At 59.5% G+C, this 25,524-nt stretch carries 23 protein-coding genes and 1 pseudogene; 10 read left to right on the top strand and 14 right to left on the bottom strand.

Features of this window, described 5'->3' with window-relative positions; translation table 11 throughout:
- Positions 1 to 240: 240 nt before the first annotated feature.
- Positions 241 to 1,050 (bottom strand): TetR/AcrR family transcriptional regulator, encoded by an 810-nt coding sequence (locus ACP7B9_RS03860; protein WP_425860925.1) that lies wholly within the window; start codon positions 1,048 to 1,050, stop codon positions 241 to 243.
- On the opposite strand from ACP7B9_RS03860, the gene ACP7B9_RS03865 reads away from it, so the two are divergent.
- Positions 1,031 to 2,707 (top strand): FAD-binding dehydrogenase, encoded by a 1,677-nt coding sequence (locus tag ACP7B9_RS03865; RefSeq protein ID WP_425861760.1) that lies wholly within the window; start codon positions 1,031 to 1,033, stop codon positions 2,705 to 2,707. The two genes, ACP7B9_RS03860 and ACP7B9_RS03865, sit on opposite strands and share 20 nt — an antisense overlap.
- Before the next feature lie 41 nt (positions 2,708 to 2,748).
- Entirely contained in the window at positions 2,749 to 3,624 is an 876-nt protein-coding gene (locus ACP7B9_RS03870) for an MBL fold metallo-hydrolase (RefSeq protein ID WP_425860927.1), read from the top strand.
- Between the two features lie 561 nt (positions 3,625 to 4,185).
- Here the strand turns inward: ACP7B9_RS03870 and ACP7B9_RS03875 are convergent.
- The 7 genes from ACP7B9_RS03875 to ACP7B9_RS03905 form a co-directional block, all read right to left on the bottom strand.
- Positions 4,186 to 5,748 (bottom strand): glycoside hydrolase family 32 protein, encoded by a 1,563-nt coding sequence (locus ACP7B9_RS03875; protein WP_425860929.1) that lies wholly within the window; start codon positions 5,746 to 5,748, stop codon positions 4,186 to 4,188.
- 25 nt (positions 5,749 to 5,773) lie between these two features.
- The gene (locus ACP7B9_RS03880) at positions 5,774 to 7,213 is read right to left on the bottom strand and encodes a glycoside hydrolase family 32 protein (protein ID WP_425860931.1); all 1,440 of its coding nucleotides are present in this window, start codon (positions 7,211 to 7,213) and stop codon (positions 5,774 to 5,776) included.
- A 10-nt stretch (positions 7,214 to 7,223) separates the two neighbouring features.
- On the bottom strand, positions 7,224 to 8,243 hold the full coding sequence (locus ACP7B9_RS03885) for a LacI family DNA-binding transcriptional regulator (RefSeq protein ID WP_425860933.1): 1,020 nt from the start codon (positions 8,241 to 8,243) through the stop codon (positions 7,224 to 7,226).
- The gene (locus ACP7B9_RS03890; protein WP_425860935.1) at positions 8,243 to 9,142 is read right to left on the bottom strand and encodes a carbohydrate ABC transporter permease; all 900 of its coding nucleotides are present in this window, start codon (positions 9,140 to 9,142) and stop codon (positions 8,243 to 8,245) included. Before ACP7B9_RS03890 ends, ACP7B9_RS03885 begins: the two co-directional genes overlap by 1 nt.
- A complete protein-coding gene (locus tag ACP7B9_RS03895) occupies positions 9,139 to 10,020 on the bottom strand; it encodes a carbohydrate ABC transporter permease (protein WP_425861762.1) in 882 nt (293 codons plus the stop codon). The genes ACP7B9_RS03890 and ACP7B9_RS03895 overlap by 4 nt, the downstream gene beginning before the upstream one ends.
- Positions 10,021 to 10,090: 70 nt before the next feature.
- The gene (locus ACP7B9_RS03900; RefSeq protein WP_425860936.1) at positions 10,091 to 11,428 is read right to left on the bottom strand and encodes an ABC transporter substrate-binding protein; all 1,338 of its coding nucleotides are present in this window, start codon (positions 11,426 to 11,428) and stop codon (positions 10,091 to 10,093) included.
- Positions 11,429 to 11,481: 53 nt separating this feature from the next.
- On the bottom strand, positions 11,482 to 12,954 hold the full coding sequence (locus ACP7B9_RS03905; protein ID WP_425860938.1) for a GH32 C-terminal domain-containing protein: 1,473 nt from the start codon (positions 12,952 to 12,954) through the stop codon (positions 11,482 to 11,484).
- 356 nt (positions 12,955 to 13,310) lie between these two features.
- On the opposite strand from ACP7B9_RS03905, the gene ACP7B9_RS03910 reads away from it, so the two are divergent.
- Together ACP7B9_RS03910 and ACP7B9_RS03915 are read left to right on the top strand one after the other, a co-directional pair.
- Positions 13,311 to 14,165, top strand: coding sequence for an NAD-dependent epimerase/dehydratase family protein (locus ACP7B9_RS03910; protein ID WP_425860940.1), 855 nt, complete (start codon positions 13,311 to 13,313; stop codon positions 14,163 to 14,165).
- 237 nt (positions 14,166 to 14,402) lie between these two features.
- On the top strand, positions 14,403 to 14,810 hold the full coding sequence (locus tag ACP7B9_RS03915) for a VOC family protein (RefSeq protein WP_425860942.1): 408 nt from the start codon (positions 14,403 to 14,405) through the stop codon (positions 14,808 to 14,810).
- Between the two features lie 16 nt (positions 14,811 to 14,826).
- Here the strand turns inward: ACP7B9_RS03915 and ACP7B9_RS03920 are convergent, their stop codons facing one another.
- Positions 14,827 to 15,177 carry an ArsR/SmtB family transcription factor gene (locus ACP7B9_RS03920; RefSeq protein WP_425860944.1) on the bottom strand — a complete coding sequence of 117 codons (351 nt, stop codon included), beginning with the start codon at positions 15,175 to 15,177 and terminating at the stop codon, positions 14,827 to 14,829.
- Between the two features lie 98 nt (positions 15,178 to 15,275).
- Here ACP7B9_RS03920 and arsB point away from each other — a divergent pair, with 98 nt between their 5' ends.
- The 4 genes from arsB (at position 15,276) to ACP7B9_RS03940 (ending at position 18,918) form a co-directional block, all read left to right on the top strand.
- Positions 15,276 to 16,355: an ACR3 family arsenite efflux transporter gene (arsB, locus tag ACP7B9_RS03925; RefSeq protein ID WP_425860946.1), complete on the top strand. Its 1,080-nt coding sequence runs from the start codon at positions 15,276 to 15,278 to the stop codon at positions 16,353 to 16,355.
- A gap of 64 nt (positions 16,356 to 16,419) precedes the next feature.
- Positions 16,420 to 16,842, top strand: coding sequence for an arsenate reductase ArsC (locus ACP7B9_RS03930; protein WP_425860948.1), 423 nt, complete (start codon positions 16,420 to 16,422; stop codon positions 16,840 to 16,842).
- A 14-nt stretch (positions 16,843 to 16,856) separates the two neighbouring features.
- The gene (locus ACP7B9_RS03935; protein WP_425860950.1) at positions 16,857 to 18,362 is read left to right on the top strand and encodes an FAD-dependent oxidoreductase; all 1,506 of its coding nucleotides are present in this window, start codon (positions 16,857 to 16,859) and stop codon (positions 18,360 to 18,362) included.
- Between the two features lie 130 nt (positions 18,363 to 18,492).
- Entirely contained in the window at positions 18,493 to 18,918 is a 426-nt protein-coding gene (locus ACP7B9_RS03940) for a low molecular weight phosphatase family protein (RefSeq protein ID WP_425860951.1), read from the top strand.
- 8 nt (positions 18,919 to 18,926) lie between these two features.
- On the opposite strand, the gene ACP7B9_RS03945 is transcribed toward ACP7B9_RS03940, so the two are convergent.
- Complete coding sequence (locus ACP7B9_RS03945) at positions 18,927 to 19,115, bottom strand: hypothetical protein (RefSeq protein WP_425860953.1); 189 nt, start codon at positions 19,113 to 19,115, stop codon at positions 18,927 to 18,929.
- Positions 19,116 to 19,142: 27 nt separating this feature from the next.
- A complete protein-coding gene (locus ACP7B9_RS03950; RefSeq protein WP_425860955.1) occupies positions 19,143 to 20,549 on the bottom strand; it encodes a TrkH family potassium uptake protein in 1,407 nt (468 codons plus the stop codon).
- Between the two features lie 339 nt (positions 20,550 to 20,888).
- On the opposite strand from ACP7B9_RS03950, the pseudogene ACP7B9_RS03955 reads away from it, so the two are divergent.
- Both ACP7B9_RS03955 and ACP7B9_RS03960 read left to right on the top strand, forming a co-directional pair.
- Positions 20,889 to 21,071: pseudogene (locus ACP7B9_RS03955) on the top strand (ABC transporter); the annotation flags it as partial.
- 19 nt (positions 21,072 to 21,090) lie between these two features.
- Positions 21,091 to 21,981, top strand: a complete 891-nt coding sequence (locus tag ACP7B9_RS03960) for a potassium channel family protein (protein WP_425860957.1) — start codon at positions 21,091 to 21,093, stop codon at positions 21,979 to 21,981.
- 12 nt (positions 21,982 to 21,993) lie between these two features.
- Here the strand turns inward: ACP7B9_RS03960 and ACP7B9_RS03965 are convergent, their stop codons facing one another.
- The 3 genes from ACP7B9_RS03965 to ACP7B9_RS03975 are packed head-to-tail and all read right to left on the bottom strand — an operon-like array spanning position 21,994 to position 25,516.
- Entirely contained in the window at positions 21,994 to 23,652 is a 1,659-nt protein-coding gene (locus ACP7B9_RS03965; RefSeq protein WP_425860958.1) for a dipeptide ABC transporter ATP-binding protein, read from the bottom strand.
- Positions 23,649 to 24,542: an ABC transporter permease gene (locus tag ACP7B9_RS03970; RefSeq protein WP_425860960.1), complete on the bottom strand. Its 894-nt coding sequence runs from the start codon at positions 24,540 to 24,542 to the stop codon at positions 23,649 to 23,651. The genes ACP7B9_RS03965 and ACP7B9_RS03970 overlap by 4 nt, the downstream gene beginning before the upstream one ends.
- Positions 24,539 to 25,516: an ABC transporter permease gene (locus ACP7B9_RS03975; protein WP_425860962.1), complete on the bottom strand. Its 978-nt coding sequence runs from the start codon at positions 25,514 to 25,516 to the stop codon at positions 24,539 to 24,541. Before ACP7B9_RS03975 ends, ACP7B9_RS03970 begins: the two co-directional genes overlap by 4 nt.
- Positions 25,517 to 25,524: the final 8 nt, after the last annotated feature.

Genomic DNA, 25,524 nt, shown 5'->3' on the forward strand with positions numbered 1-25,524 from the left:
TGGTAGCCGTGGTTGCGTGGTGATGACGCAACACATTCGCTTAGGAAGGCGCCGTCAGGGATGCTGGCCGTCCTTTGGCGGAGCCACCATATACGGACGCCGACATTGAGAAATGAGGCCGAGGTGCGGTTCACGAAAGGGATTGATAGTTGAAGTTCGACCGAGCGTGCACAAGGCGCCTAGCGACGAGTAACAACGAGCCCGCACTCCCCGCCAAGAGTGCGAACTTTCCATCTTGACTCATGCGTATTGGGGCTGAGGAGGCGCGGCTGTGGGCCGGGTGAGTCCGAGGACTACTGCTGTGCACACAACAACACGGATGCCCCTCGGTTCAGTATCGGCGAAGCTGTTGGCGAGGGCACCGTCGTGGGCGGCGACCAGAGCGCGGGTAAAGGTGTCCGGGTCCACCGTCAGTTCACAGCCGAAGGCGTTGACGACTTCCATGAGGCTCGGGGTGAGTTGCTCCCGAAGTGCGCTTTCGCGTTCGAGGTAGAGCAGCGAGAGCTCAGGATCCCGCGCGGCTTGAACAGCGAGGTTGGTGCGGATGCGAAACCACTGAACATCGAAGGGAAGCGCCGAGACTACGTGGGCTATGGCTGCTTCCAAGCTGTCGAAGACTCCAGGTTGCGATACGTCATTTGTGCTGGATCGCAGTTCCGAAATTAGCTCGTCGGAATGTTGCTCGTAGAGTGCGAGCAAAAGATCATGCATGGAAGCGAAATTCGAGTAGAACGCCCCTCGTGTGTAGCCGGCGTGCTCAGCGATCGCCTCGATACTGACTCCGTCCAGGCCACGTTCGGTCATTAGCTGACGCGCGGCTGAAAGGATCCTGGGGCGCGTTTCACTGCGCTTGCGAGGCACACGCGCGACTTGATTCCTAGCTGTCATAACACTTTCCTTCATCCATCCATTGCGATACAGTCTGATTTTAGTACAGTGTGTATCTAAATTGTAGTTGCTGCTCGTCACGCGAGGTCCCCGGAGACAATGCGCCGCCGACTCAACGTGAAAAGGGAAAGTGAGAATCGAGATGGATGCTGATGTCATCATTGTCGGCGGCGGCTTGGCTGGCCTCGTTGCCACGAACGAACTTGTCCGGGCCGGCAAGCGGGTCGCGATCGTTGATCAGGAGAACTCCGCGAACCTCGGTGGCCAAGCCTTTTGGTCCTTCGGTGGCATATTCCTGGTGGATACTCCAATGCAGCGACGCTACGGAGTGAAGGATTCTTTCGAGCTTGCGTGGCAAGACTGGCAGGGCAGTGCAGGCTGGGATCGACTCACCGGGGACCTGCCTCAGGATGAGTGGGCCAAGAAGTGGGGGCGGGCCTATGTAGAGTTCGCCGCAGGCGAAAAGCGGCGATGGCTACAAGAGCAAGGCATCAAATTCACGCCGTTGGTCGGGTGGGCCGAACGCGGTGATGGCAAGGCCGGTGGCCATGGCAACTCCGTTCCACGCTTTCACGTCCCCTGGGGAACGGGCACGGGCATCTCTGAACCCTTCGCCGATAAAGCACGCGAGGCTGCCGAAAGTAACCTCGTCACCTTCTACTACCGGCATCAAGTCGACGGTCTTATCATGGATGGCAATACGGTAACCGGAGTACACGGAACGAGATTGGCGCCCGACTCCGCGAAGCGTGGCGTGACCTCAAACCGGGAAAAGGTCGGCGAATTCCAGCTGACTGCACAGGCCGTGGTGATTGCCTCGGGTGGGATCGGCGGCAACCACGAACAGGTTCGCAAGTGGTGGCCCGAGCGCCTAGGAACACCCCCCAAGACGATGATCACCGGGGTGCCCAAGCACGTCGACGGACGGATGCTAGACATCGCCGACGACGCTGGCGTCCGGCTCGTTAACCGCGACCGCATGTGGCACTACACCGAAGGCGTTCAGAATTGGAACCCGATTTGGCCAAGCCACGGCATCCGCATTCTCCCCGGGCCGTCTTCGATGTGGTTCGACGCCCTCGGTCGGCGCCTGCCCTCACCCGGCCTTCCCGGGTACGACACCATCGGAACCCTCACGATGCTCCGAACCACCCCGGACATTCAGAAGTACGACTATTCCTGGTTTATCTTGACCCAAGACATCATTAAGAAGGAGTTCGCCCTCTCCGGATCCGAGCAGAACCCCGATATTACGGACCGGGATCTGAAATTGATGCTGAAAAGCCGGCTCGGTCGCAACGCCACACCGCCTGTGGAAGCATTCAAGAAGCACGGTGCGGACTTCGTCGTGGCAGAGGACCTCCGTGCTCTGGTCGCTGGCATGAATAAGATCACCGATGACCCGATACTCAACTACGACGACATCGAACGCCAGATTGTGCAGCGAGACGCAGAAATGACCAACTCTTACTCGAAAGACACACAGGTGATGGGCATCCACAACGCCCGCCGCTACGTGGGAGACAAGCTGTTCCGTGTGGCTAAGCCACATAAACTCCTGGACCCGGCACATGGTCCCTTGATCGCCGTGAAGCTTCACGTGATCACGCGAAAAACCCTCGGCGGGATTCAAACAGATCTGAACGGACAAGCGTTCGCGAAGGACGGCTCGCCAATCCACGGCTTGTACGCGGCAGGTGAAGCTGCCGGGTTCGGTGGCGGAGGGGCCCACGGGTACAACGCGCTCGAGGGGACTTTCCTGGGCGGTTGCATCTTTACCGGCCGGACTGTGGGCCGCTCAATTGCCCGCCAGCTCTGACAGTTACCCCGCCCAACACGAAAGGCCGACGTGGTGCACCCATGACTGACAACTCTCCCGGAGTGCGAGCTACCTTCTTTGGAACATCCACGGTGTACCTCACGGATGGCACCTCGCACATCATGATCGACGGATTCCTCACCCGCCCACCGCTTCTCCGCGCCCTCCTAGGAAGAATTGCTCCAAATCCCCGCCGTATCCAAGAACTCCTGGCACGAGGAGGGGTGAGTGCGCTCGATGCATTATTCGTCGCCCACTCCCACTACGATCACGTGATGGATTCACCAGAAGTCATCAAACAACTTGGCGGCACCCTCTATGGTTCGGAATCCAGTCTCAATGTTGGGCGAGGAGCGAAGCTAGGCGAGGATCGTATGAGTGTCATCGCCGACGGCGAGGAGTTCAGCTTTGGCGACTTCACAGTTCGAGTCATCGAAGGTATCCATAGCCCTGGGAATAGGTATCCAGGTGCGATCGACACGCCTCTGGTCACTCCGACAAAAGCCAGCAATTATCGTGATGGCACCTGCTACTCGTTCCACATCACTCACCCCACCGGAACAGTACTCATACACCCGAGCGCCAACTTCGTGCCCAACAAGTTCACTGGCCTTGACGTCGACGTGCTCTATCTCGGCGTTGGCATCCTTGGGACGCAAACTGAGGAGTTCAGAGATGACTACTGGCATCACGTCGTTACCGCCACGAGCCCCTCTTGCATTATCCCCGTCCACTGGGATGACTTCGGGCGTCCCCTATCAAGAAACCTGCGTGCACTACCACCTGTGATCGACAAATTCTCTGTCATGACAAACTACGTGGAGCGCAGATGCGCAGAAGAAGACGTCCTGCTCATCGTCCAAAAAGCCTTTGAAACCCTTGATCTCTTCATGCCCCGAGCACCTTCTAGAGCCTAGAAACGCGGCATCTGTGACGCTTCAAGACACCCTCTTGTGTCCATTAGGAGGTCGACGCTCGTGGTGCCCAGTCCGCTTTGTGGAAGACGCCGAGCTCAAACCATCGGATACCTCAGTAGCAATCCTCAGTAAATATTCGTCGTGGTAGTTGCGGAGAGTCCGGCGTAATCTGCCCGCAACGCAAGTAGCGCGCCGGCCTGATGCAACACGACATTCAATCCGGCGTGCGAGATGGATTGCTGGCCTGTCTTTGCCACCGATTAAAAGGAAATTCTCCCGATATGAGATAGGGCCGACGAAGTTAGGTGGGCCCGTGCTTCATGCGAACTCGATCGACAGGCTCAAAACCCTTCCCGCCAGAATGGACTAGAGCGTCCGTAGTTTGAAGCCGCCATATACGTGCCGGCTTCCTTTTTAAAGGTTGCCAGGTACCACCCCCTCACTAGGGGCTAGGATTTTTCCTTCAGTGAATCCGTGGCGCGTCGTCGCTACGGCGGGATTGAACACGGTTCAGCCCAACTGTAATGCTGGCCATTCCTCTTAGGTGTGGTGCGGGGGAGACTAGCTGACATCGCCGAATTCGCGAACCGTGATGCCGGTAAGAGTGGCCGCACCACCATCTGAATAGAAGGAGATTCCGGTGTCACCCTCGGTGAAATGTACTTGTTGCGACAGCACGGTGTGCCCGCCATCGACGAACACTTCAACGCTCTGAGTGTCAACAAAGATCCGCAGATGGACGGAGCGGGCTCCAGCGTCGATCGGCGCGGCCGCCCGCGAGTACGGTGTGAGTTCGAATCCCGAGAGGTCAGAGGATGCGCGGTCGACGTACAGCCCCGCGCCATATTTGCCGATGTTAGTGTGCCGCGAGCCGTTGGCGGAGCGGCCAACTGACACACCAATGTTGCTCGCGGTGTCCCACGTGATGTCGAGCTCGAGCTCATAGGCCCGCCCGTTCCATGGCAGCACCACACTATTGGTGACAACTTGATCAGGAAAAGTGGTGGTTGCTGTTACATAGTTTCCGAGTGCTTCGATCGGACTGCTGAGTAGGCTGTAGCGGCCGTCCGGCTGGTGCTCGAGACGAAGTTCGCGCACGATCGAGTTCTGGCCGTTGTAGCCGTCCGTTGCGTCTGTGGGTACATCGCGGGCAGCGTACTTCCAGTTGTTCATCCAGGCGATCGCGAGGTGGCGCGAATCTGGAGCTTCGACCGATGGCCAGGTCACCGCCGCATACCAATCCCAGCCCCAGTCCAGCCACTGCGGGGTGAGGTCATTTGTGAGGAACTGCTCACCGTCCCACGCACCCATCCAATACGCATAGCTCATCGGCAGGCCAATGCTATAAGCGTCCATGCAGGCCGCAAGGACCCAGTGGCGGGTGCCATCGCCCGCTGTCATCTCAAACAAGTCCGGGCATTCGATGCCGCCGAGCGCATGGTTTGGGTAGTCAAAGTTGCGCTGGAGCTGCCAGTCACGCAGATTCGCTGAGGTGTAGAACGTCGCGTAGCGTGCACGGCCAATTACACACACCCACTCACTGCGAGCGCCATCCCAGTGAATCTTTGGGTCGCGGAACCACTCAGCGTTTTCTATCCCGGCCTGCGTCGTGGCGGTGCGTCCATCGGTATTGACGATGACAGGATCAGCAAGCGCGGTGAAGGTGATGCCCCCGTCGGTGGACCAGTACAGATACTGCTCCTGGTACTTGCGGATGCCGCCTGTTGGTTTCGTTGCCAGTGCGATGACCGCGCCCGCTCCGAACCCGGCCGTATTCGCCGTGTCGACGACGGCGGAGCCTGACCACACGGGAAAGTCTGGCTGAAGTGGCATGACGGTCCCGTGATGGGTGAAGGCCACGCCGTCGTTCGTGGTGGCGTGGTCCCAGCCGCCTGGTCCGTTGTTTTGGCCGGAATGAAGGTAGTACAGCTGGTAGGCGCCGTTGGTGGTGACAGGCCTTTGCGGGTCGCAGAGCCAGCCCGTTGGCGGCGTCATATGAAACTTTGCTCGCAGTGAACTCTGAGTCTGGGCTTCGGCATAGGCGGTCGCGGGCATGGCACCTGTCATCAATACTGCGAGGGCACCGGCGCCTTGCATAACACTTCGTCGGGTTATGGGATGCATCTTGGTGGTTTCCTTTCTAGTCTTTCTAGTCTTGGCGGGCGCAGTCTAGCGCCGGAATGTTGATCATGGCGACGGCCACTTGGCCTGGCTCATCTGTGGTGATCATTGCGGTGACGGTGCCCGATCCGAGCACCACGAGGTTGGAAACAGTGGATTCGCCGTCGTTCACGAATACCTCCAGCAACGGTCCGTCGAGGCTAAGCAGCAGTCGCACGGGTGCGGTGCCGTCAAGAGGCACGGTGCTGGTCGATGGGAAATCAGCATGCACGGCCTGTGTGTCTCGTCCTTGCCGGGTGAGGTGCAGGGCTCCGGACGTGGGTGAGTGTTCTATGCTGACCTGCGCATCTGCATCACCCTGCAGCTTCAGCCGCAGGGTTCCTGTGCTTGCCGGATCCCAGCGGAGGTCAATGAGCGAATGTCCACTTACCGCGAAACTCAGGGGCTGTGCCGTGTCCAATCTGGGGACAGGTTGAGATTCGGCGAGAGATGTGCGGATGAATTCAGGTGGTTCCTGCACGAGACGGGCCACACCTGCGCTGGTGCGCAAGGACAGTTGTCGTGGCAGTGACATCGATCCGCGCCAGGGAGCTGATGGGAAAGCGCCGGCGTAGCGCCAATTGCTCATCCACGCGATCATGATGGCGGCGTTTCCCGGTGCGTTGTCGAACGTTACACCCGCATAGAAGTCCCGCCCATGATCCAACCGCAAGAGTTCGGTGGTCTCGGTGGTAAATGCCGTCCCATCAAAGTCTCCGATGATGTAACTCATCGATGAGCCGTCAGGATCCGCGTCCTCGCCCACGGGGTTTTTGCTGATGAACAACACCCATTTGATGTTGTTCGGATCGTCATCCACTGGCAGCGGAACAAGGTCCGGGCATTCCCAGACCACGCGGTCATCACCCAGAGGCCCAAAGGTGCTCTGGTGTGTCCACGAGCGCAGGTCAGTGGAATGGTAAAAGAGTACCTGCCGATCCTCTGCCTCGACTGCGAGCATGATCCACCGAAAATCGCCGTGGTCGTCGGTATATCGGATCACCTTTGGGTCGCGGAATGCGTTTGTCCCACGGTCGAGCACAGGGTTCTGCGGGTCCTGCTCCCAGGTGAAACCACCGTCGCTGCTGGTCGCCCGCGACTGTGCCTGGCGGCCATTTTCGAAGGCACTGGTGTAGTACGCGGTCAGGAGTGAATCACCGTTGGTTTGCGTAGCAACGACGGAACCGGAGTAGATCTGCTCTCCTTGGCGATAAGGCAGGGCTACGGGGTGTTCGGTCCAATTCTGCAGATCCGTGCTGCTTGCATGGCCCCAACTCATGTTGCCCCAATCCGGGCCTTCAGGGTTGTACTGGAAGTACAAGTGCCACAGACCCCGGTCAAAGACCAGCCCGTTGGGATCATTCATCCAGTTAGATTGCGGAGTGAAGTGGAACGTAGGTCTCGGTATTGGCAGCTTCCTGATTTCCACGGAGGCCGCCCTAGACCGATTGCCGTTGAACTGGCGGACAAGCTACGAGCGTAGCTACCGTGTTGGACGAGCTGTCGATGCCAAGAAGCATTCGAACGCCCGCAGCGCCAAGCTCGTAGTGCGGCAACGCGACCGTTGACAGCGGGGGGCGCAAGTGAGCGGCGATGACATCCTGGTTGTCAAAGCCCATCACAGCGATGTCTTCGGGAATCCGCAGTCCGTGTTCGCGAAGTCCGTCATAGAGCCCCATGGCCACACGGTCGTTGTGGCAGAAGACTGCCGTCGCTTTTGACTCGAGAATGCTGGCTGTCGAGGCGTATCCGCCTTCCTGCTCGGGAAGGGCAGGGAACACCAGCGAGTCGTCGTATGCAATACCAGCGTCCTCGAGTGCCGAGCGGTAGCCGGCTAGGCGTCCGCTTTGCGCCGGCGATGGTGTGGTGGTGTTGATGAAGGCGATCCTGCGGTGGCCCGCGGCAAGCAGGCCCTCAGTTGCGGTGCGCCCGCCCTGTGTCTCATCCGGGACGACGGCGGGTAGCCCGCTGCCGCTGGCGAAGCAATCCACGAGCACAGTTGTGGTTTTGTGGAGCGATGGGGGAACGCTGATCTCTCGGTGATACCAGGTTGAGTAGAGGATCCCGTGTACCTGGTGCTCGAGCATCATGGCGATCGCTTCATCCTCGGCGGCCTTGTTGCCGTCGGTGTTGGCTACCAGCAGGACGTAGCCATTCTTCCAAGCCTCATCTTGTGCCCCGTGGATGATTTGACCGGCGAAAGGGGTTGTGGCGATCGCGTCTGCGACGAGGCCAATGAAGCGGGAGGTGCCATTTGCGAGGGTTTTTGCCAGCACATTGGGTCGGTAGCCGAGTTCGGCGACTACCTCTTGCACCCGCCGTCGAGCATCATCACCAATGCGGGCACCGGGCTTGTTATTGAGGACCACCGATACCGTGGCGACCGAGACGCCGGCCGCCTTGGCCACATCGCGCATGGTAATTGCGTGTTCAGCCTTACCGTTCTCCGGGCTGGTCATCACTTGGTTGCTCCGCTCTCGAGTCCACTAATCATGGCCTTATTCAAAACGAGGAATACCAGCAGCAACGGTGTCACCGTCACGCAAACGGCGGCGAACGTCGCTGTCCAATCCGTATTACCCATGGCTCCAATGTAGTTCTGAAGACCCAGTGGGATCGTCTTGAGACCGTTAGAGAGAACAAACGTGTTGGCAAAGATGAAGTCATTCCAAATGAAGATGCTGTTGACCAGCACTACGGTGATGATGGTGTTGACGGAGAGCGGGAAGGTGATCTGTGCGAAAATTCGGAACGGCCCGGCCCCATCAAGGGAGGCAGCTTCATACATTTCCCGGGGGATGTACTCGTAAAACGAAGTGAAGAGGTACACGGCCATGGGCATCGCAAACGCGGCGAGCGGAATGATCATCGACAGGTGCGTGTCCAAGAGTCCGATCTTGGAGTAGTCGATGAAGAGCGGCACGAGCGCGATCTGAACGGGAACAATGATTCCCAGGAGGAAGAGTCCCCGCACCACGCCGCTAAAACGGAATCCAAGAACCTGAAGCGCGAAGGCAGCCATCATGCCCGAAATGACAATGAGGACGCTGGCTCCGAGCGTGACGATGAGGCTGTTGAGAATGTTCAGCCCCAGGTTTCCAGTGGCGAACGCCCGGACGTAATTTTCCAAGGTGTAGGCAGTCGGCAAGGCAAAGGGGTTGCCCGATGCGAAATCTGAGGCCGTTCGAAAGCTGGTCAGAAATAGCCATGCCATCGGGTACACCTGGACGATCACGATGAGCACGATCGTCGCGGTCAGGAGCATCCGCTGCACGCGAAGCCTCGTCGGCTTCTTTGCCGGCACGTGCGGTTTCACAGGGGTGGCCTTAATGGGCGCGGTGAGGACTGGCGCGGTCATGAGGCGTCCTTTCGACGAAGGAGTAGGAAGATGAGGCCCACGGCGACGAGGCACTCGATGACAATGAACACCGAGATCGCACTGGCATAGCCATAATCAGTGTGCACGAACGCGGTTTTGTACATATACGTGGTCAGCAACTCAGAGGCCTGGCCGGGCCCGCCATTGGTGAGTAGATAGGGGATATCGAATCCGCGCAGTGCGAAGGTCGTGGCCATGATCGTCGTCGTAATCCAGACGGGCCGGATGTGTGGGAAACGGATCTGCCAAAACACCTGCCACCAGGATGCTCCGTCAAGGCGCGCGGCTTCCTCGAGTTCGCGGGGAACGGCCATGAGGGCGGCATAGATGATGAGCATATAGAGTCCGGTAAACCGCCACCCTTCAGGAATGGAAACAGCTGTCAGGACCGTTTGGACATTGGAAAGCCAGGCGGTTTGTAAGCCGTCCAACCCCACCCAATCCAGGATTTGGTTGAGCAGACCTACCGGTTCCAGTGAATAGATGCGTTGAAAGAGGATGGCGATGGCGACTGTCGAGATCACTGCCGGCAGAAGGTAGAGGGTCTTGACGAGTTCCCGGGCCCTGCGGATGCCTGTGAGGAGTCCGGCGACGGCGAGCGCGCCGCCGAGTTGCAGCACGAGGCAGATCGCCAGGTAGATGATTGCGTTTCTGAAGGCCGTCCAAAAGACGTCGTCGCGGGTGAACATCTTGACGTAGTTGTCCAGTCCGATGAACCTCATGTCGGTGATGCCGTCCCAGCGGAAGAAGCTCAGGACCAGCGACTGAACGATGGGCAGCAGGACTGCGAGTCCGTAGAGCAGTAGCGGTGGGATGAGGAACACCGCAACTGAAAGGCCGGATCGTCCTGGCAGCATCGATGACCGGACGTACTTGGGCTTTCGGGGTGGCCCGGAGGGTATCTTGGCCACTCGTGTGTGGGTGGTACTAGCCATTGTTGTTCTCCGCGAGGCTTGCATCCATGGTCTTGATGAATTCATCGGGTGTGATGTCGCCCTGCACCAGAAGGGTTAGTTCCTGCTGCAAGCGCGTGTTGGTTGCCGGATCGAGCTGGGTATCCCACGGCATCGCGATGGCTTTGCCTACTTCGTCCGCCTGCGTGACGGAGCGCTTGTACAGTTCGGTCGCATCTGCGGGGATGGTGGTCTTGGTCGTTGTGGTTGGCGACAATGCCCCGGTTGCCGCGTAGACCTCGGGGTATTCCTTGAGTGCAAAGGCAAGGAAGTCGCGTACCAAAGGATCAAAGGTTTGCGTGTTGACGGCCATACCAATGCCCGACGGCGTGACGAACTCGTTCGCCGCGGTGGCGGCACCGTCGATGGTCGGGAGAGTGAAGTAATCAACCGAATCGCGTACTGCCGGGTCGAGCTTTTCGGTAGCGAGGTTACCTAGCTCCCACGTGCCGATGTTGTACACGGCAGCCTGTCCGGAGGTGAACAGCGCCTGGGCATCTGCATAACCGGTCGAGGAGAAACCTTCCTGGAAGCAGCCTGCCTTGCCGAGGTTGTAGAGCCACTCGGCAGCTGCCCGGCCTTCAGGGTCAGCAAAGGTAGCGTCGCCATTTTTCAAATCCAAAACGTACTGTGGCCCAGACATCCGGAACGGGTAGTAAGCCATGTAGCGTTCCAGTGGCCATTGATCCTGCCCATCGAGAGCGATGGGCGTGATGCCCTTAGCCCGAAGGTCTGTACACATCTGCGGGAAGTCATCGAGGGTCTTGGGCGTTTCAACACCGGCACTCTTGAGTAGTGCTGAGTTGTACCAGAAGTACTCCTGTTGGAACTCGAACGGAACCATGTACAACGAGCCATCGTCGAAGCGCTGGTAATCGAGCGCTGCAGGCCGGTAGTCGTCGGCCAGCTCGAGGTCCGTCAGGAGGGCATCAACGTTGACCATGCGCCCCTGACTGGCCAACTTTTGGGCGAATGGTGTTGCGTCGGTGTCAAAGAGTTCGGGCAGCTTCTTCGCGGCGGCCAGCGTCTCATACTTTTGGATATATGAGGGGCGGTCAGGTGTTGTGATGAGATTGAGCGAGAACCCGGGGTGATCTTTGGCGTAGTCTGCGGCGATTTGCTGCATCGCCGTGATCACGCCGCCGTCGGCCGGCCGGGACAGCAACCAGGAAATCTCACGCGGAACAATTTCGCCTTCCGGGTTGACGTTGTTCGGATCGGCAGTGCCGGCTGATCCTGCGCAGCTGCTCAGTGCCAAGGTGGCAGCGAAAGCGGCGGCCAAGAGTGCGATGGAACGTTTGGTGAATGACATGTCGAAATCTCCATTGATTGATCGGCGGGGCCGGGTTTTTGCTGAAAGAAAAGTTAGAGAGTTGCGGCGAGCAAGCCGTTTTCCCATGGCTTGGTCGCGGCCGCTTCTTCACGATTGAATACTTTGAAGTCCGTGACGGTCGTGGTGCCTTCGCCGACAAACACGCCAGCGCGGCCCGTTGGGCGGTCATAAAGGCGCGTGCTCAGCACAGTGCTGTTATCAACGGTTGCGATGCAGAGGTCACCATCGACGATGACTTCCAACTCGTGCTCGCCGGGTTCTAGGGAGACAGACCGTTCAAGTTCGACGGCGTAAGGCACGTCGCCCGAGATCTGCCACTGTTCTGTGCCCGTTGGCTGTCGTGGCCAGCGGTCGAACACCAGCCGGCCTCGTTTCGGTTCCAGGCGCAGGCAATAGCCTTCGTCACCGTCCGCGCTGGCCCGCAACACCACACCACATTCAGTCGTGGGCCCGGCGATGTCGAATCGGGCGATAATCCTAAATGCCTTCGCTGTATCTTTCTCCGTGAGTTGATCGGCGTAGCCGTCAGGAGCAGTCAGGACCGTTGCGGCGAAAGATTCATCGGCTTCCTCGGAGAACGTCTCACGCAGCTCTTGGGCCGGATGGAACGCAAGTGTGCCGTCGTCGCGCTGTTCTGCTTCAAGCACTGACATCGTGCCAGCCCATTGCCAGGCGCCGTCGTCGGTCCCGCCTTCTCGTGAGGCGATCCAACCGAAGAAGAAGCGGCGACCATCCCGAGCGGCCGACTTTGCTGCGTAGAAGGCGCGTCCGTCCAGTGAATCGTGTTCCGGAACTAGCCACGGGCCGGCCAGGCTCCGGGCCATGCGGTAGCGCGTGGTGAAGGCATCGCTGAACTCGGAGTAGACCAGGTACCACCAATCGCCCCATTGAAATACCTCGGGGCATTCGTGGGCGATGTAACGCCGTGGATCCCAGAAGGGTGGGGCCGGTTCCCATCGGACGAGGTCGCGTGATGTGCACTGCGCAATCACACCCCGTCGTCGGGCTGGTCCGTTGGCGTGGCGTGCTGTGATGAGCATGCGCCAGAGCTGGGTGTCTTCATCCCAAAAGACAAAGGGATCGCGCCAGTCGGCGGTCTCATAGCCGGCGGTAGCTCCGAAGGTGTCTGAATCACGGCGTTGCCAGGACTGCATGCCGTCTTGGCTGGTCGCATGCATGACCAATTGGAGCGCCTGGCCGTCCTCGCCGGTCTTGGCAGGGTTCTGGCCTGTGTAAAAGGCATGGTGCGACCCCTCGCCGTCGAGGACAATGCTTCCGGTGTAGATATTGAAGTCGGCCGACGCAGGGCCATTGGATGCGAGGGCTTCCCCTGTTTCTTGAAAATCGACAAGATTCTCAGTGACAACCCGGTGCCACGGCATACCCTCTTTGGGGGATTTGCGGGTCTCATGCAGGTAGAACAGGTGGAACGTGCCGTCCTCTTCCCAGGGGATGACATCTCCTACCCATGCGTCGTTTGGTTTGTAAAAGCCTCGATGATTCATGTCACCTCATTGTGAGTGGTTAAGCGGTTATTCATGACCATAAGGGCTTGATTCGATGCTGGTCAAGCGGTTAAGCGGAAATTCCTCAACAAATTCTCATAGGGGCCAAATGTGATCTGTATCAACTCCCGCTGAGCGCAATTGTGTCGAACGGCGCCATGAGTTCCGTGAGGGTAGCTCTGCTGTTCCTAGGAAAAATATTCCTAGGAACAGCAGGGGGTGGCTCAATTGCTGACATGGCAGCTGGATGTCGATATCGTAGTGGCCTAGACCACTTGGCGGGCGCCGCTAGGAGCTGGAGGTCAGGGTGGATCCGCGTACTTGTGCGAGCCAATGACGAAGATAGAGGAGTTCGGATGAGAATTGCAGTGACAGGCGGAAGCGGAAAGCTCGGGCGGCATGTCGTGCGCAGATTGGTCGCGGACGGGCACCAGGTGTTGAACCTGGACCGTGCGGGGGAACGAAGCTCGGAACTGGTGATCGTGGATCTGCGCAACTATGGTCAGGTCGTGGACGTGCTGTTGGGTTTGGATGACAGACACAGTGGCTTCGATGCCGTTGTGCACTTGGGTGCCATTCCGGCGCCGGGGATTCTTCCGGATGCCGCCACGTTCGAGAACAATATGCTTTCCACGTATAACGTGTTCCAGGCGGCGCGGCGGGCGGGCATTAAAAAGGTGGTGTACGCCTCGAGTGAGACAGTGCTGGGATTGCCGTTCGACACAGACCCGCCTTATATTCCCGTCGATGAGGAATACCCTGCCCGGCCGGAAAGCACATACTCTCTGGTCAAGCATCTGGAAGAGCAGATGGCCATTGAGTTGACCCGCTGGGACCCGGAACTGAGCATTATTGCGCTGCGCTTTTCCAACGTTATGGACGTTGCGGACTATGCCGCATTCCCGTCGTTCGATAGCGACGTCATGGCGCGCAAATGGAACCTCTGGGGATACGTTGATGGCCGGGATGGTGCGCAGGCGGTGGCTCGGGCGCTAGAGAATGGCCAGCCGGGATTTCAGGCGTTCATCGTTGCCAATGATGACACTGTCATGCTGCGTTCCAGTGCAGACCTGGCCACCGAGGTGTTTCCGAGGGTTGAGGTCCGCAAGGAGCTTTCCGGACACGAGACCATGCTTTCCATTGACAAGGCAAAACGACTCCTGGGGTACCTCCCGGAGCACAGCTGGCGGAACCATGTCGCCGACATCTGACGCGCGCCTTGGATGCCGGAATAGGACTGTTGAAGTGGCAGCCCTTGGGAGAGAACCCCAGGCGTGGAATGGAGTCAGCCCTTCACGGATGGCGTTGGCGCGGTGGACGTGGAACAGCTGAGTCGAAATATCCGAGGAGGCCGCTAGGGCCAGGCCCGCTGGCATCGGCTAGTTGGCGTCCGTCGAAGCCGTTGTTCGCCTATTGCAAGCGATCAGTGGATTTTGTAGGCTTCGGTCATGGCCGCACCTATGATTTATGTCAGTTTTCCCGGCACGGCGCGTGAGGCGCTCGGTTTCTATGCGGAGGTGTTTGGTGGAAAGCTCCATCTGTATACCTACGCAGAGTTTTCCCCTGACGGTGGACCTCCGGAGGCCATTGCCCATGGAGAGCTCCAAGGCGTTGTAGCACTTGCGGGCTCTGATGCTCCAGAAGGCGGAAAGAGCGTTCGCTTCGAAGGCCTCATGCTCGCACTTTTGGGGACTGCTAAGCCAGACGTGCTCCACGAGTGGTTCGATAAACTCGCCATTGACGGAGTTGTCGTCGACCCGCTGGCCCAGAAGCCTTGGGGCGCCACAGATGGTCAGGTCATTGACCGGCATGGATTGCACTGGCTCATTGGCTACGAGCCGGAGTCGGCTACGTGATAGATCTCGGTGCTGCCTATAGCTGTGTAATCATCGCGGCGGCCCGATCAAGTGCTCCTGGGACGATGGAGTAATAGGCCCAGGTACCGCGCTTCTCCCGCTCCAATAGCCCGGCATCGACCAAGATTTTCAGGTGATGGGAGACCGTGGGTTGGCCTAGCTCCAAGGGTTCGGTGAGGTCGCAAACGCAGGCTTCTCCACTTTCACCGGCCTTGACGATGGAGAGCAGACGCAATCGGTTCGGATCCGACAGCGCCTTGAGGACACGCGCTGATTCTTGAGCGTCCGTGGCGGTGAGCGCAGGCGGCCCGCTAGGTTCGCAACAGAGTTCAGCTGTGGCCGTCTCGATCGTTAATGCAGTGGTCATGTAACCATTATGCCCATAGATTGACAATTGTCGATATAGCGAGAAATACTTGCTGTATCGACAATCGTCAATCTTTTGCTGAACTGCCCGGGAGCTGTATGAGTACCACGACCACCACCCCTTCCATCCCTGGGGATGCTGCCGTTGTTGGCAAGCTTTCCACCCTGGACCGGTTCTTGCCCGTGTGGATCATCGCCGCCATGGCGGCCGGCTTGTTGTTGGGCAAGTTCATTCCAGGGTTGAATACAGCATTGGACGCGGTGAAGGTTGGTTCCGTGTCTCTGCCCATCGCCATCGGCCTGTTGGTCATGATGTACCCGGTGTTGGCCAAGGTTCGCTACAACGAAACCGGCAAAGTACTGGGCGACCGGAAGTTGATGATCACCTCGCTGATCATCAACTGGGTGGCAGCGCCGGCCTTCATGTTCGCGTTGGCGTGGATCTTTGTTCCTGACCTCCCCGAATACCGCACCGGATTGATCATTGTTGGCCTGGCCCGCTGTATTGCCATGGTCATGATCTGGAATGATCTGGCCTGCGGTGACCGCGAGGCCGCCACGGTGCTGGTTCTGATCAACTCAGTGTTCCAAGTCTTCGCTTTCGGTGTCCTCGGCTGGTTCTACCTCCAGGTGCTGCCGGGTTGGTTGGGACTTCCGTCGACGTCCGCGGACTTCTCCTTCTGGGCCATCACCGCCTCGGTGCTGATCTTCCTCGGCATCCCCCTGCTGGCAGGATTCCTCACCCGCACGATCGGTGAAAGGGCCAAGGGTCGCGACTGGTATGAAGGCAAATTCCTTCCGAAGCTCGGCCCGTGGGCACTGTACGGCTTGCTGTTCACCATCGTGCTGCTGTTCGCACTCCAAGGTGACTCCATCACCTCCAAGCCGCTGGATGTAGCCCGAATCGCCCTGCCACTTCTGGTGTACTTCATCGTCGTCTTCGGTGTCAGTATGGTGATTGGCCGTGCCCTAAAACTTGGTTATGCGAAGACCACCACATTGGCGTTCACGGCCTCCGGCAACAACTTTGAGCTCGCCATCGCCGTCGCGATCGGCACCTTTGGTGTCACCAGCGGCCAAGCCCTGGCCGGCGTCGTCGGGCCCCTCATTGAAGTGCCCGTCCTGGTTGCCTTGGTCTATGTTGCCCTGTGGGCGCGCAAGCGATTCTTCACCTCCTAACCATTCCCTGTTTGACGCAAAGTTTGACCCACAATCCGATCATTTCCTTGAGGAGCCTGAACTCATGAGTACCACCGAAATCACTAAGAAGCCTTCCGTTTTGTTTGTCTGCGTCCACAACGCGGGCCGCTCACAGATGGCCGCCGCCTACCTCACCAGTCTTTCCAAGGGGGCTATCGAGGTTCGCTCGGCTGGGTCCCAGCCGGCCGCCTCGGTCAACCCGGCTGCCGTTGAGGCCATGGCGGAAGAGGGCATTGACATGTCCACCGAGATCCCCAAGATTCTCACCACTGACGCGGTGAAGGAGTCCGACGTCGTGATCACCATGGGCTGTGGCGATACCTGCCCCTTCTTTCCCGGAAAGCGCTACGAAGACTGGGAACTGGAAGACCCGGCCGGCCAGGGCGTTGAAGCTGTGCGTCCGATCCGTGACGATATCAAGTCACGTATCCAGGCGCTCATCGCCGATCTCATCCCCGCTAACTAGAAAGGGTTCCTGCCATGTCTGAGCTGCGTAGCGACTTGCCTATTGCCATCATCGGCGCCGGTCCAGTGGGGCTGGCGGCGGCCGCCAATCTCGTGGAGCGCGGGATCACCCCGGTGATCTTTGAATCGGGGGATAGCGTTGGTTCGGCGGTTCAGAAGTGGGGGCACATCCGCTTGTTCTCCTCATGGGAGCACAACATCGATCCGGCATCACGGCGTCTGCTCGAACCCACCGGCTGGGAGGCACCGCGCCTGACTTCGTTGCCCTACGGTGCCGAACTCGTGGAAAAGTATCTGAACCCGCTGGCCGCCGTGCCGGCGATCAGTGCAGCTCTGCATCTGTCGTCGATGGTGACGGCTGTGAGCCGGGTGGGTATGGACAAGACTCATTCGCGTGATCGCGATGATCAGCCCTTCCTTGTTCGTGTTCAATCGGCGGACGGATCCGTGACTGATCATCACGTGCGTGCCGTGATTGATACCTCGGGCACGTGGGCGCAGCCCAACCCGCTCGGCCAGGCCGGGCTGCCAGCCCGCGGTGAGGACGATGCCATCGTGGCCGGACTCATCACCGAGCCGTTGCCCGATGTCACCGGTGCAGACCGAGCTCGGTTTGTGGGCAGGCATGTTCTGGTTATCGGGGCTGGCCACTCGGCAGCCAATACCCTGCTATCACTGGGCCAGTTGGCCAAGAATGAGCCGGGCACGCGGATTAGTTGGGCGGTCCGCGGCTCGGATGCGTCGCGGCTCTATGGCGGTGGCGACCTAGACGGGTTGCCGGCCCGTGGCCGGCTCGGCTCCCGACTGCGTGGCTTGGTCGAGGATGGGCACATTGAACTGCATACCTCCTTCACCACCACCTCCTTCACCGTTGGTGAGAGCCTTGCCGTTACCGGTACCACCCCGGACGGGAATCTGACCTTGGATGTGGACGTGTTGATCCCGGCTACCGGGTTCCGTCCTGATCTGGAGATTCTGCGTGAGATCCGTTTGGAACTTGACCCCATCGTGGAGGCTCCCCGAGACCTGGGGCCGATGATCGATCCCGAATTCCATTCTTGTGGGACAGTCCCGGCCCATGGCGCAAGCGTATTGGCTCATCCGGACAAGGATTTTTACATTGCCGGGATGAAGTCTTACGGGCGAGCCCCAACGTTCCTGCTCGCCACCGGATACGAACAAGTCCGCTCCATCGTCGCTGCCCTGGCCGGAGACCAAACTGCCGCCAACCAGGTGCACCTCGAATTGCCTGAAACCGGTGTCTGCTCCACCGACCTGGGTGGCAGCTGCGATCTCCCGGTAGCAAACGGCACAGCACAGGACAAGGCGGCAGATTCCTGCTGCGTCACCCCTGAGCTAGTTTTGCTTCGCCTGCCCACCACTGGTGGCTGCGGCGCTCCAGCTGAAGATGGCTCATCAGCCCAGGAAGTGCCGGTGTCCTGCTGTGGAACACCGGAACCTGTTCTCATCGGAATCCCCACTGGATTGGCCCACGGACGCTCCGCAACCCTTACCGAGTAGGAGAATGAAGCGGCCAGGGCTCCAATGATCCAGTCCTTTCTGGCCGCGACGAGATTGATGTTCTCGTCAGTTACCTCCTGAGTGGACTCACCGCTGCAGGCTCGGCAAACTAGTGAAAGAAGTTCTTTTGATGACTAACAAACCAGGCGTCCTCTTTGTGTGCGTGAAGAATGGCGGAAAATCCCAGATGGCGGGTGGGCTCATGCGGCACCTCGTAGGCGACACCGTCACCGTTTACACGGCCGGAACCAAGCCCGGCCCCGCCCTGAACGCCCAATCCGTGGCCTCCCTGGCCGAGGTTGGGATAGACATTAGCAGTGAACACACCAAACCCATTACGGCAGACATGCTCGCCAACGTGGGTGTCATCATTACACTCGGCGGCGAGGCCGTCGTCGAGCCGGTCCCTGGCATTGAGATCCGGAACTGGGATACGGACGAACCTTCCGAACGCGGTATCGAAGGCATGGAACGGATGCGCCTGGTCCGTGACGACATCAAGAACCGGGTGACGCTGCTCGCGGAAGAACTGGGCAACAGTCCGGCAAAGTTTTAATGACCTGCTCATAGCTTGCCACCAAGGCGTTCATGCGTGAGCGTGCCTTGGGCGGCGATGGCGCAGGCATCCCACAGTTGTGACGACTGCATGTCAACAATGCCGTGCGCGAGATCGTGTGCGTATTTGGACTGTACGTACAACTCGTTGGACGAAGCGGAGAACAATTCGCCGTTGAACACATAGGAGGCAATCACAGATTGGCTTCGGCCTGCGAGCGTTACCTAGCCGATGATGGGCCGTTCCTCCGGCAACCTGAACCGGCGTGGTCGCGACGAAACGGCAAGAGCGGAGGCTACGGTGACGGTGCCGATGCGACCTATGAACATCAGCACTATGAGCACCATCTGGGCACTGGGCGGCAGCGTCAGCGTAATACCGGTGCTCAACCCCACGGTAGCGAACGCGGAAACAGATTCGAACAGTACGGCTTCAAGGCTATGGTCCGTGAACATCAGAATGAGGAGCGTGCCGCCAATAACCGCGGCAACCCCGAGCAGAGCGACGGTGACTGCCTGGCGTTGAACGGCGGAGCTGATCGCCCGGTGGCCCACTGTCACCTGCTCCCGACCACGGATTTCATTCCAGATTGCAAATCCGAGGACGAGGAACGTTGCAACCTTGATGCCTCCGGCGGTACCGGCGCTGCCGCCACCGATGAACATGAGGATGTTCGTCATCAGGAGGGTCTCAGGAGCCGCATCGGCGTAATCAATGCTGTTGAATCCGGCAGTTCGGGGGAATACTCCACCTGCGAGCGCCGCCAACCACTTGCCCCCGGTAGATAACTGGCCCAGCGTCTCCGCGCGGTTCCATTCGAAGATCGCAAAGAATCCGACCCCGATGGCGAGCAGCAGCAGCGTCCCGTATACGGTCAGTCGGACATGAACGGTCCAAGCCCTGCTGTTCTTGCGACCCCGGAGAAGCTCAATTATCACGGGGAATCCCAACCCGCCGACTACTATGGCCGCGCAAATCGGAACGATGATCCACGGGTCTTCGGCGAGGCTGATGAGGTTGTCGCTGTACAGGGCAAATCCGGCGTTGTTGAATGCGGATACGGCATGAAAGACTCCGTGCCAGAGTGCGGTACCTAGGTTGTGGTCGTAAGCAAGCCAAAAGCGTAGCGAAAGGACTGCCGCGGTGGAGACCTCAAAAAATACCATGATTTTGGCAACCCGGAGCAGCACCGAGCGCACGTCACCCAGATTCAAGGTGTGCGATTCTGTCTGCGCCACGAGCTGGCCTCTGATACCGATGCTCTTTCGGACAAGCATGGCCAGCAGCGTTGCAAGCGTCATGATGCCGAATCCGCCAACCTGAATGAGCCCAAGAATCACTGTCTGTCCGAAGGGAGTCCAGAACGTCGCTGTATCCACGGTGACCAAACCTGTGACACAAACCGCAGAGACGGCCGTGAATAGGGCCGGCATGAGAATGTCAGCGCCAATATCCGTTCGTGAGACGGGCAGCATGAGCAGGCTGGCGCCAACAATGATCGCGGCGAGGAATGCCAGTGGAACCGTGCGGAACGGGTGAAGGAGCGCGCGGGCTAAGGTGTTCTCCCTTATTAGCCTCGACTTTGCACGGTCACGTGACCGGTCCGGCGCCTTGCTGACCGTTCCCGGCATTGGGGGCCCTTCTTCGCTATATTCTCGGTATTTTTCTGCGCCGATAGAAGCCTGTTTTGCCGGTCCGCAGCTGAGCTCACCACAGAGCCTAGCACCGCATAACCGCCGCCTGAGGGCCTCTTTACGAAACCCTTACGCCGCAGATTCATGTCGCTGGACCGAGAAACGGGAACCGCCCTGACGTCAATAACAGACACAGCCGTTAAAGCCACCGGATCCCCGGGACATCACCTATGCCCCGGGGACGTGAGCCTGTGTCCAAATCTTTCCGGCCTAGAAGTCATTGACTAGCTGACGGGGCTGCGTGGGGGATCCGACGATCGGCTACGTCGGGAACTGATAGATGAGCCCAGTTCCGGTCGGGATCCGCTCATGGATTCGGTGTTCAGGCGGCATATTCACCGAGTCAGCGCGGACGTTGCCACCGTTCTGCTGTCCAGTCGTATCCTCAGCGAGGTTGAGCAACTCTGTGTTCGGGTCACGATCATTCGTGCGGGCCGGGTGATAGAGGCTGGCAGCCTGCCCGGGCGTAGGCTGAAGCATGGACTTCCTGGACGTTGTGGTCACCGTGGTGGGCATTGGCTTGATTCTGCTGATGGCCGCTGATGTCTTTCAAACGCTCCTCTCGCCGCATGGGACGGGTCCGGTCTGTCGGCTGATCATGCGGGCGTTGTGGCTGTTGTCCCGACGATTCGCGGGCCGGGCCTCAACCGTTGCGGCACCTGCGGCCATGGGGGCCGTGATTGGAACGTGGGCGCTGCTGTCCATCGTGGGGTGGGCCATGGTGTACCTGCCACATCTTCCTAGCGGGTTCGTTTATGCCGAAGGCGTGCCGCGCCGGGGGGACCTCATGGAGGCCCTGTACATTTCCATGGTCAGCTTGTCCACAGTGGGCTACGGAGAAGTAGTACCAGCAGGCCAAGTGCTTCGACTCGTTACGGCGGCGCAGGCCGTGACTGGATTCGGGTTGCTGACTGCCACCGTCTCGTGGATCCTACAAACCTACCCGGCCCTGAGTCGTCGCCGCGCTCTTGCTCATGAACTGAATCTTTTCAGGCAGGCCGCAGACCAGCAAGGGTTGTCTTTGCTAGACCCTGCCCATGCCACAGTGCTGCTTGAAGGGTTCGCCAGAAATGTTGCCGCGGTCAGCATAGACCTGGTGTCGTTTAACGAAACCTATTACTTTCACGAAGCTCATCCAAGAGAGTCTCTGCCGGCCACCATCGTCTATGCCCAAAAGCTGGCCGCGGAGGCCCAATCCAGTTTGAACACAGATCTCAGCTTCGCAGGACGCATGCTCTACGACGCCCTTGACGATTTCGCAGGGGTGCTGCGCGAGAATTTTCGGCACTCGGGAGATACCTCAGACGCTGTATTTCAAAGCTACGAGAAGCATCATCGGCACCGTCGCAATCCTCTCCCGGAACCTTGATCTCCTTGGAGCTCAGCGTTCACGCAGTTGGAGCGGTGCGGCGGCCAACAAGGTGCGTGTGTAGTCGTCCTGTGGATCGGTGAACACCTGCTCGGTTGCGCCCGACTCAACAATTTGCCCCGCGCGCATGACCAGCACCTCATCGCTCATATGCCTGATAACCGAGAGGTCGTGGGAGATGAACAGGTAGCTCAGGCCGAGTCGCTGCTGCAATTCATCAAGGAGGTCTAGGACTTGGGCCTGCACGGAGACGTCCAGGGCTGAGACCGGTTCATCGCAAATCAGCACCTTCGGGCCCGGGGCCAAGGCGCGGGCAATGGCCAGGCGCTGACGCTGTCCTCCCGAGAGTGTGGCGGGGTTTTGTCCGGCCAGCCCGGCCGCTAACCCCACCATCTGAAGCAGTTCGGCGATTCGGCTCGTGTGCCCGCGTGGATTCCGAGTGGCACCAAAACTCAAGGCATCGGCCAACAGCGAAGCAGCGGTTAGCCGCGGATCGAAGGACGAAAGCGGGTCCTGGTAAATAGCGCCAAGGGCCGGGCGACGGATTCGGCGTTCGGATTCAGGAATTGAGCTCCAGGGTTCACCGAAGAGCTCGACGTCTCCGGTGTCCGGGGGCAGCAATCCCAGGGCCATGCGTGCTGTGGTGGTCTTCCCCGAGCCGGATTCGCCCACGACGCCCAGGGTGCGGCCGGGTAACAGCTCAAAGCTGACGTTGTGCACTGCCTGGAATTTGGCGGACTTAGACTTGCTGAAGCTCTTGGAGAGTCCACGTGCGCGCAGCAGCGGCTGAACGACGGCGCCCAACTCACCCCGGGGCGGCACCGTTTTGCCGGGCAGAGGCAACGAGGGCGCCGGTGCGTCGTCGTCGGGGGAGAGCCGTGTGAAGCGTGGCTTGCCTGCTGGAACTGCCGCCAGCAGCGCCCGCGTATACGCGTGTTGAGGATCCATGAGGACCTGTTCTCGCGAGCCCTGCTCCACGATGCGCCCGGCCTGCATGACGGCAATCGAATCGGCCACGTTTGCCACGGCCGCTAGGTCATGGCTAATCAAGAGCATGCCTGAACCGGCTTGGCGCAGACTGCCGAGGAGTTCCATGACTGATGCGGCGATCGTCGCATCCAACGCGGTGGTGGGTTCGTCAGCAATGATCAGCACAGGATCCAAGGCAATGGCTGCGGCAATCAGTGCCCGCTGGCGCATGCCTCCGGATAGTTCTCCCGAGCGTTGGCCTGCCCGGCGTGCCGGGTCATCCATACCCACTGCCTCTAGTAGCTCGATAACGCGGGCGGCGCGTTGGGCCCCGGAGCTTCTCGTGTGCAGGCGGAGCGAGTCGTCGATTTCCTTGCCGACGGTTCGGAGCGGGTCCAGCGATGTCAGTGCATCCTGCAAGATGAGACCAACGTGCTTGCCGCGGAGTGCACGCCAGCTTCGCTGGGATAGATTTCGGGCGTCTCGGCCGGCAATGTCAAGGGTGTTGGCATGCACCGTGGATCCAGCGCCGGCTAGGCCCATCATGGATCTGGCGAGCACCGATTTGCCCGACCCCGATTCGCCTACCAGCGCCAAGCATTCCCCAGGGTTCACCGTGAGGGAAACGCCGCGCACAACTTTGGTATCGGCGAATGAGACGTGTAAATCCTCGACTCGCAAGATGGGTTCGGTCTTGGTCATCGGGTGCCTCCGAGCTTCAGGGATCGGGCGAACACGGTTGAGCTTGCGGCAACGAGCACGATGGCCAATCCGGGGAAAAACGTCATCCACCATGCTAGGGAAAGGTACGTGCGTCCGGCCGAAAGCATGGTGCCCCATTCCGGTGCTGGCGGAGGTGCTCCGAGTCCAAGGAAACTCAGGGCAGCCGCCCACAGAATTGCCTGTCCCAGTCCCAGTGTTGCAAGTACGGCAATGGGGGCGAGTGCGTTGGGCAGGATGTGGACGGCAAGAATACGGGCCCTGCTACGCCCAAGAACGGTTGCGGCCTCAACCATGGGAGAGGTACGTAGGGCGATGATCTGCGCACGGATCATCCGGGCATATCCGGGCGCCGATGTCAGGCCAACGGCTATGACGGTAGTCGTAACACCTGGTCCGGCGAGGGCGATGAAGACCAACGCCAATAGGAGTCCGGGCAAGGCAAAGAGCACCTCTAGGACGCGGCCAACGCCAAAGTCCAGCCACCGTCCACCAAAACCGGCGATGGTCCCAAGAACCAGAGCGAGACCGAGCCCAATTGCTGTTGCCGCCGCCCCTATGAGCAACGAGGACCTTGAGCCGTGGATGATGCGCGAATAAATGTCACGGCCCGATTCGTCGGTGCCCAGTAGATGCCCGGCACCGGGAGCTGAGAATGCTTCGACAGGATTGATGGCTAGCGGATCCACCGGCGCCAGCAAGTTTGGTGCGATGGCTGAGAGGATAAAGAAGAGAAGCACGACGGCGGCTAGCCCTCGGGGAAGCTGTCTGAGTAGTCCTCGCACCACGTTGGCGTCCCTGCGAGATGTTTGAGCTACGCGCGGGGTCACTACCGGATCTGTCGTCGGCACGCGCGGTTCGTGGTTGATCATGATCGGCCAATCCGTGGGTCGGCGAAGCGTTCGGCAAGGTCCGACAGTGCCATGATCACCACGTAGGCGCCAGCCGATACCAGCGCTACGCCTGTAACCAAAGGGATGTCTCGGGACGTGACGGCGGAGAGCAGCGAGCGGCCTAGCCCCGGACGGGCAAAGATGGATTCAACCACAACGGCACCGGAGAGTAGCGAACCCAAGGCCCACCCTGAGAGTGCAATGCCGGGAAGGGCGGAGTGCCGCAGGGAATGACGCAGCAACAGGCCGATCTCTGATTCTCCGCGCGCCCGGGCGGACAAGGAAAAGGCTGACCTTTGTGCTTCCATCATGGTGTCTCGCATGACTTGGCCCAAAAAGCCTGCCAGTGGCAGGGCTAAGGTGATGACAGGCAAAATTAGGCCGGCAAGAGTATTGGTGCTTACCGGGGGAAGCCAGCCCAGCAAAGTTGAAAATACCATGATGAGCACGCTGGCCAGCCAGAAGTGTGGCACGGCCGCCGAGACGATTTCCAGTCCCGAAGCCAGCGCCGAACCGAGCGCCCCGCTGCGTGTGGACAGCATGGCGAGGACAAGCGCCAAGATCCAAGCAAACAGCAGCGCCAACCCCGCCAAGACCAGCGTGGAGGGGAGGAGCTCGCCAAGCACCTCGGACACTGGGCTCTTGAGCGAATAGGAGGTACCCAAATCGCCTTTCGCCAGTTGCCCCAACTGGCGAAAGTACTGGACGTACAGCGGCAGGTCCAGTCCGTAGTGAGTGCGGGCAGCTGCGAGGGCCTCGGCTGAGGCCTGGGAACCTGGACCGCCCATGATCGCTTCTGCAGGATTTCCCGGAATCAAACGGATACCGAAGAAGATTGCTGAGGCGACAGCCCAGAGTACGAAGATGCCCCCAGCAAACTTAGCTAGCAGCCATCGCAGGATTAGCCCAACACTGTCAGGTAACCGGGTGCGCGTGGCTGCAGAAGTACTCACTGGTGGGC

The sequence above is a fragment of the Arthrobacter sp. TWP1-1 genome, from assembly GCF_049897845.1.
GTDB lineage: Bacteria > Actinomycetota > Actinomycetes > Actinomycetales > Micrococcaceae > Specibacter.

Coding starts and splice junctions, on each gene's coding strand:
- ACP7B9_RS03865 (WP_425861760.1), top strand. CDS start 1,031: ATGGATGCTGATGTCATCATTGTCGGCGGCGGCTTGGCTGGCCTCGTT.
- ACP7B9_RS03860 (WP_425860925.1), bottom strand. CDS start 1,050: ATGATGACATCAGCATCCATCTCGATTCTCACTTTCCCTTTTCACGTT.
- ACP7B9_RS03870 (WP_425860927.1), top strand. CDS start 2,749: ATGACTGACAACTCTCCCGGAGTGCGAGCTACCTTCTTTGGAACATCC.
- ACP7B9_RS03875 (WP_425860929.1), bottom strand. CDS start 5,748: ATGCATCCCATAACCCGACGAAGTGTTATGCAAGGCGCCGGTGCCCTC.
- ACP7B9_RS03885 (WP_425860933.1), bottom strand. CDS start 8,243: ATGACCAGCCCGGAGAACGGTAAGGCTGAACACGCAATTACCATGCGC.
- ACP7B9_RS03890 (WP_425860935.1), bottom strand. CDS start 9,142: ATGACCGCGCCAGTCCTCACCGCGCCCATTAAGGCCACCCCTGTGAAA.
- ACP7B9_RS03895 (WP_425861762.1), bottom strand. CDS start 10,020: ATGCTGCCAGGACGATCCGGCCTTTCAGTTGCGGTGTTCCTCATCCCA.
- ACP7B9_RS03900 (WP_425860936.1), bottom strand. CDS start 11,428: ATGTCATTCACCAAACGTTCCATCGCACTCTTGGCCGCCGCTTTCGCT.
- ACP7B9_RS03905 (WP_425860938.1), bottom strand. CDS start 12,954: ATGAATCATCGAGGCTTTTACAAACCAAACGACGCATGGGTAGGAGAT.
- ACP7B9_RS03910 (WP_425860940.1), top strand. CDS start 13,311: ATGAGAATTGCAGTGACAGGCGGAAGCGGAAAGCTCGGGCGGCATGTC.
- ACP7B9_RS03915 (WP_425860942.1), top strand. CDS start 14,403: ATGGCCGCACCTATGATTTATGTCAGTTTTCCCGGCACGGCGCGTGAG.
- ACP7B9_RS03920 (WP_425860944.1), bottom strand. CDS start 15,177: ATGACCACTGCATTAACGATCGAGACGGCCACAGCTGAACTCTGTTGC.
- arsB (WP_425860946.1), top strand. CDS start 15,276: ATGAGTACCACGACCACCACCCCTTCCATCCCTGGGGATGCTGCCGTT.
- ACP7B9_RS03930 (WP_425860948.1), top strand. CDS start 16,420: ATGAGTACCACCGAAATCACTAAGAAGCCTTCCGTTTTGTTTGTCTGC.
- ACP7B9_RS03935 (WP_425860950.1), top strand. CDS start 16,857: ATGTCTGAGCTGCGTAGCGACTTGCCTATTGCCATCATCGGCGCCGGT.
- ACP7B9_RS03940 (WP_425860951.1), top strand. CDS start 18,493: ATGACTAACAAACCAGGCGTCCTCTTTGTGTGCGTGAAGAATGGCGGA.
- ACP7B9_RS03950 (WP_425860955.1), bottom strand. CDS start 20,549: ATGCCGGGAACGGTCAGCAAGGCGCCGGACCGGTCACGTGACCGTGCA.
- ACP7B9_RS03960 (WP_425860957.1), top strand. CDS start 21,091: ATGGACTTCCTGGACGTTGTGGTCACCGTGGTGGGCATTGGCTTGATT.
- ACP7B9_RS03965 (WP_425860958.1), bottom strand. CDS start 23,652: ATGACCAAGACCGAACCCATCTTGCGAGTCGAGGATTTACACGTCTCA.
- ACP7B9_RS03970 (WP_425860960.1), bottom strand. CDS start 24,542: ATGATCAACCACGAACCGCGCGTGCCGACGACAGATCCGGTAGTGACC.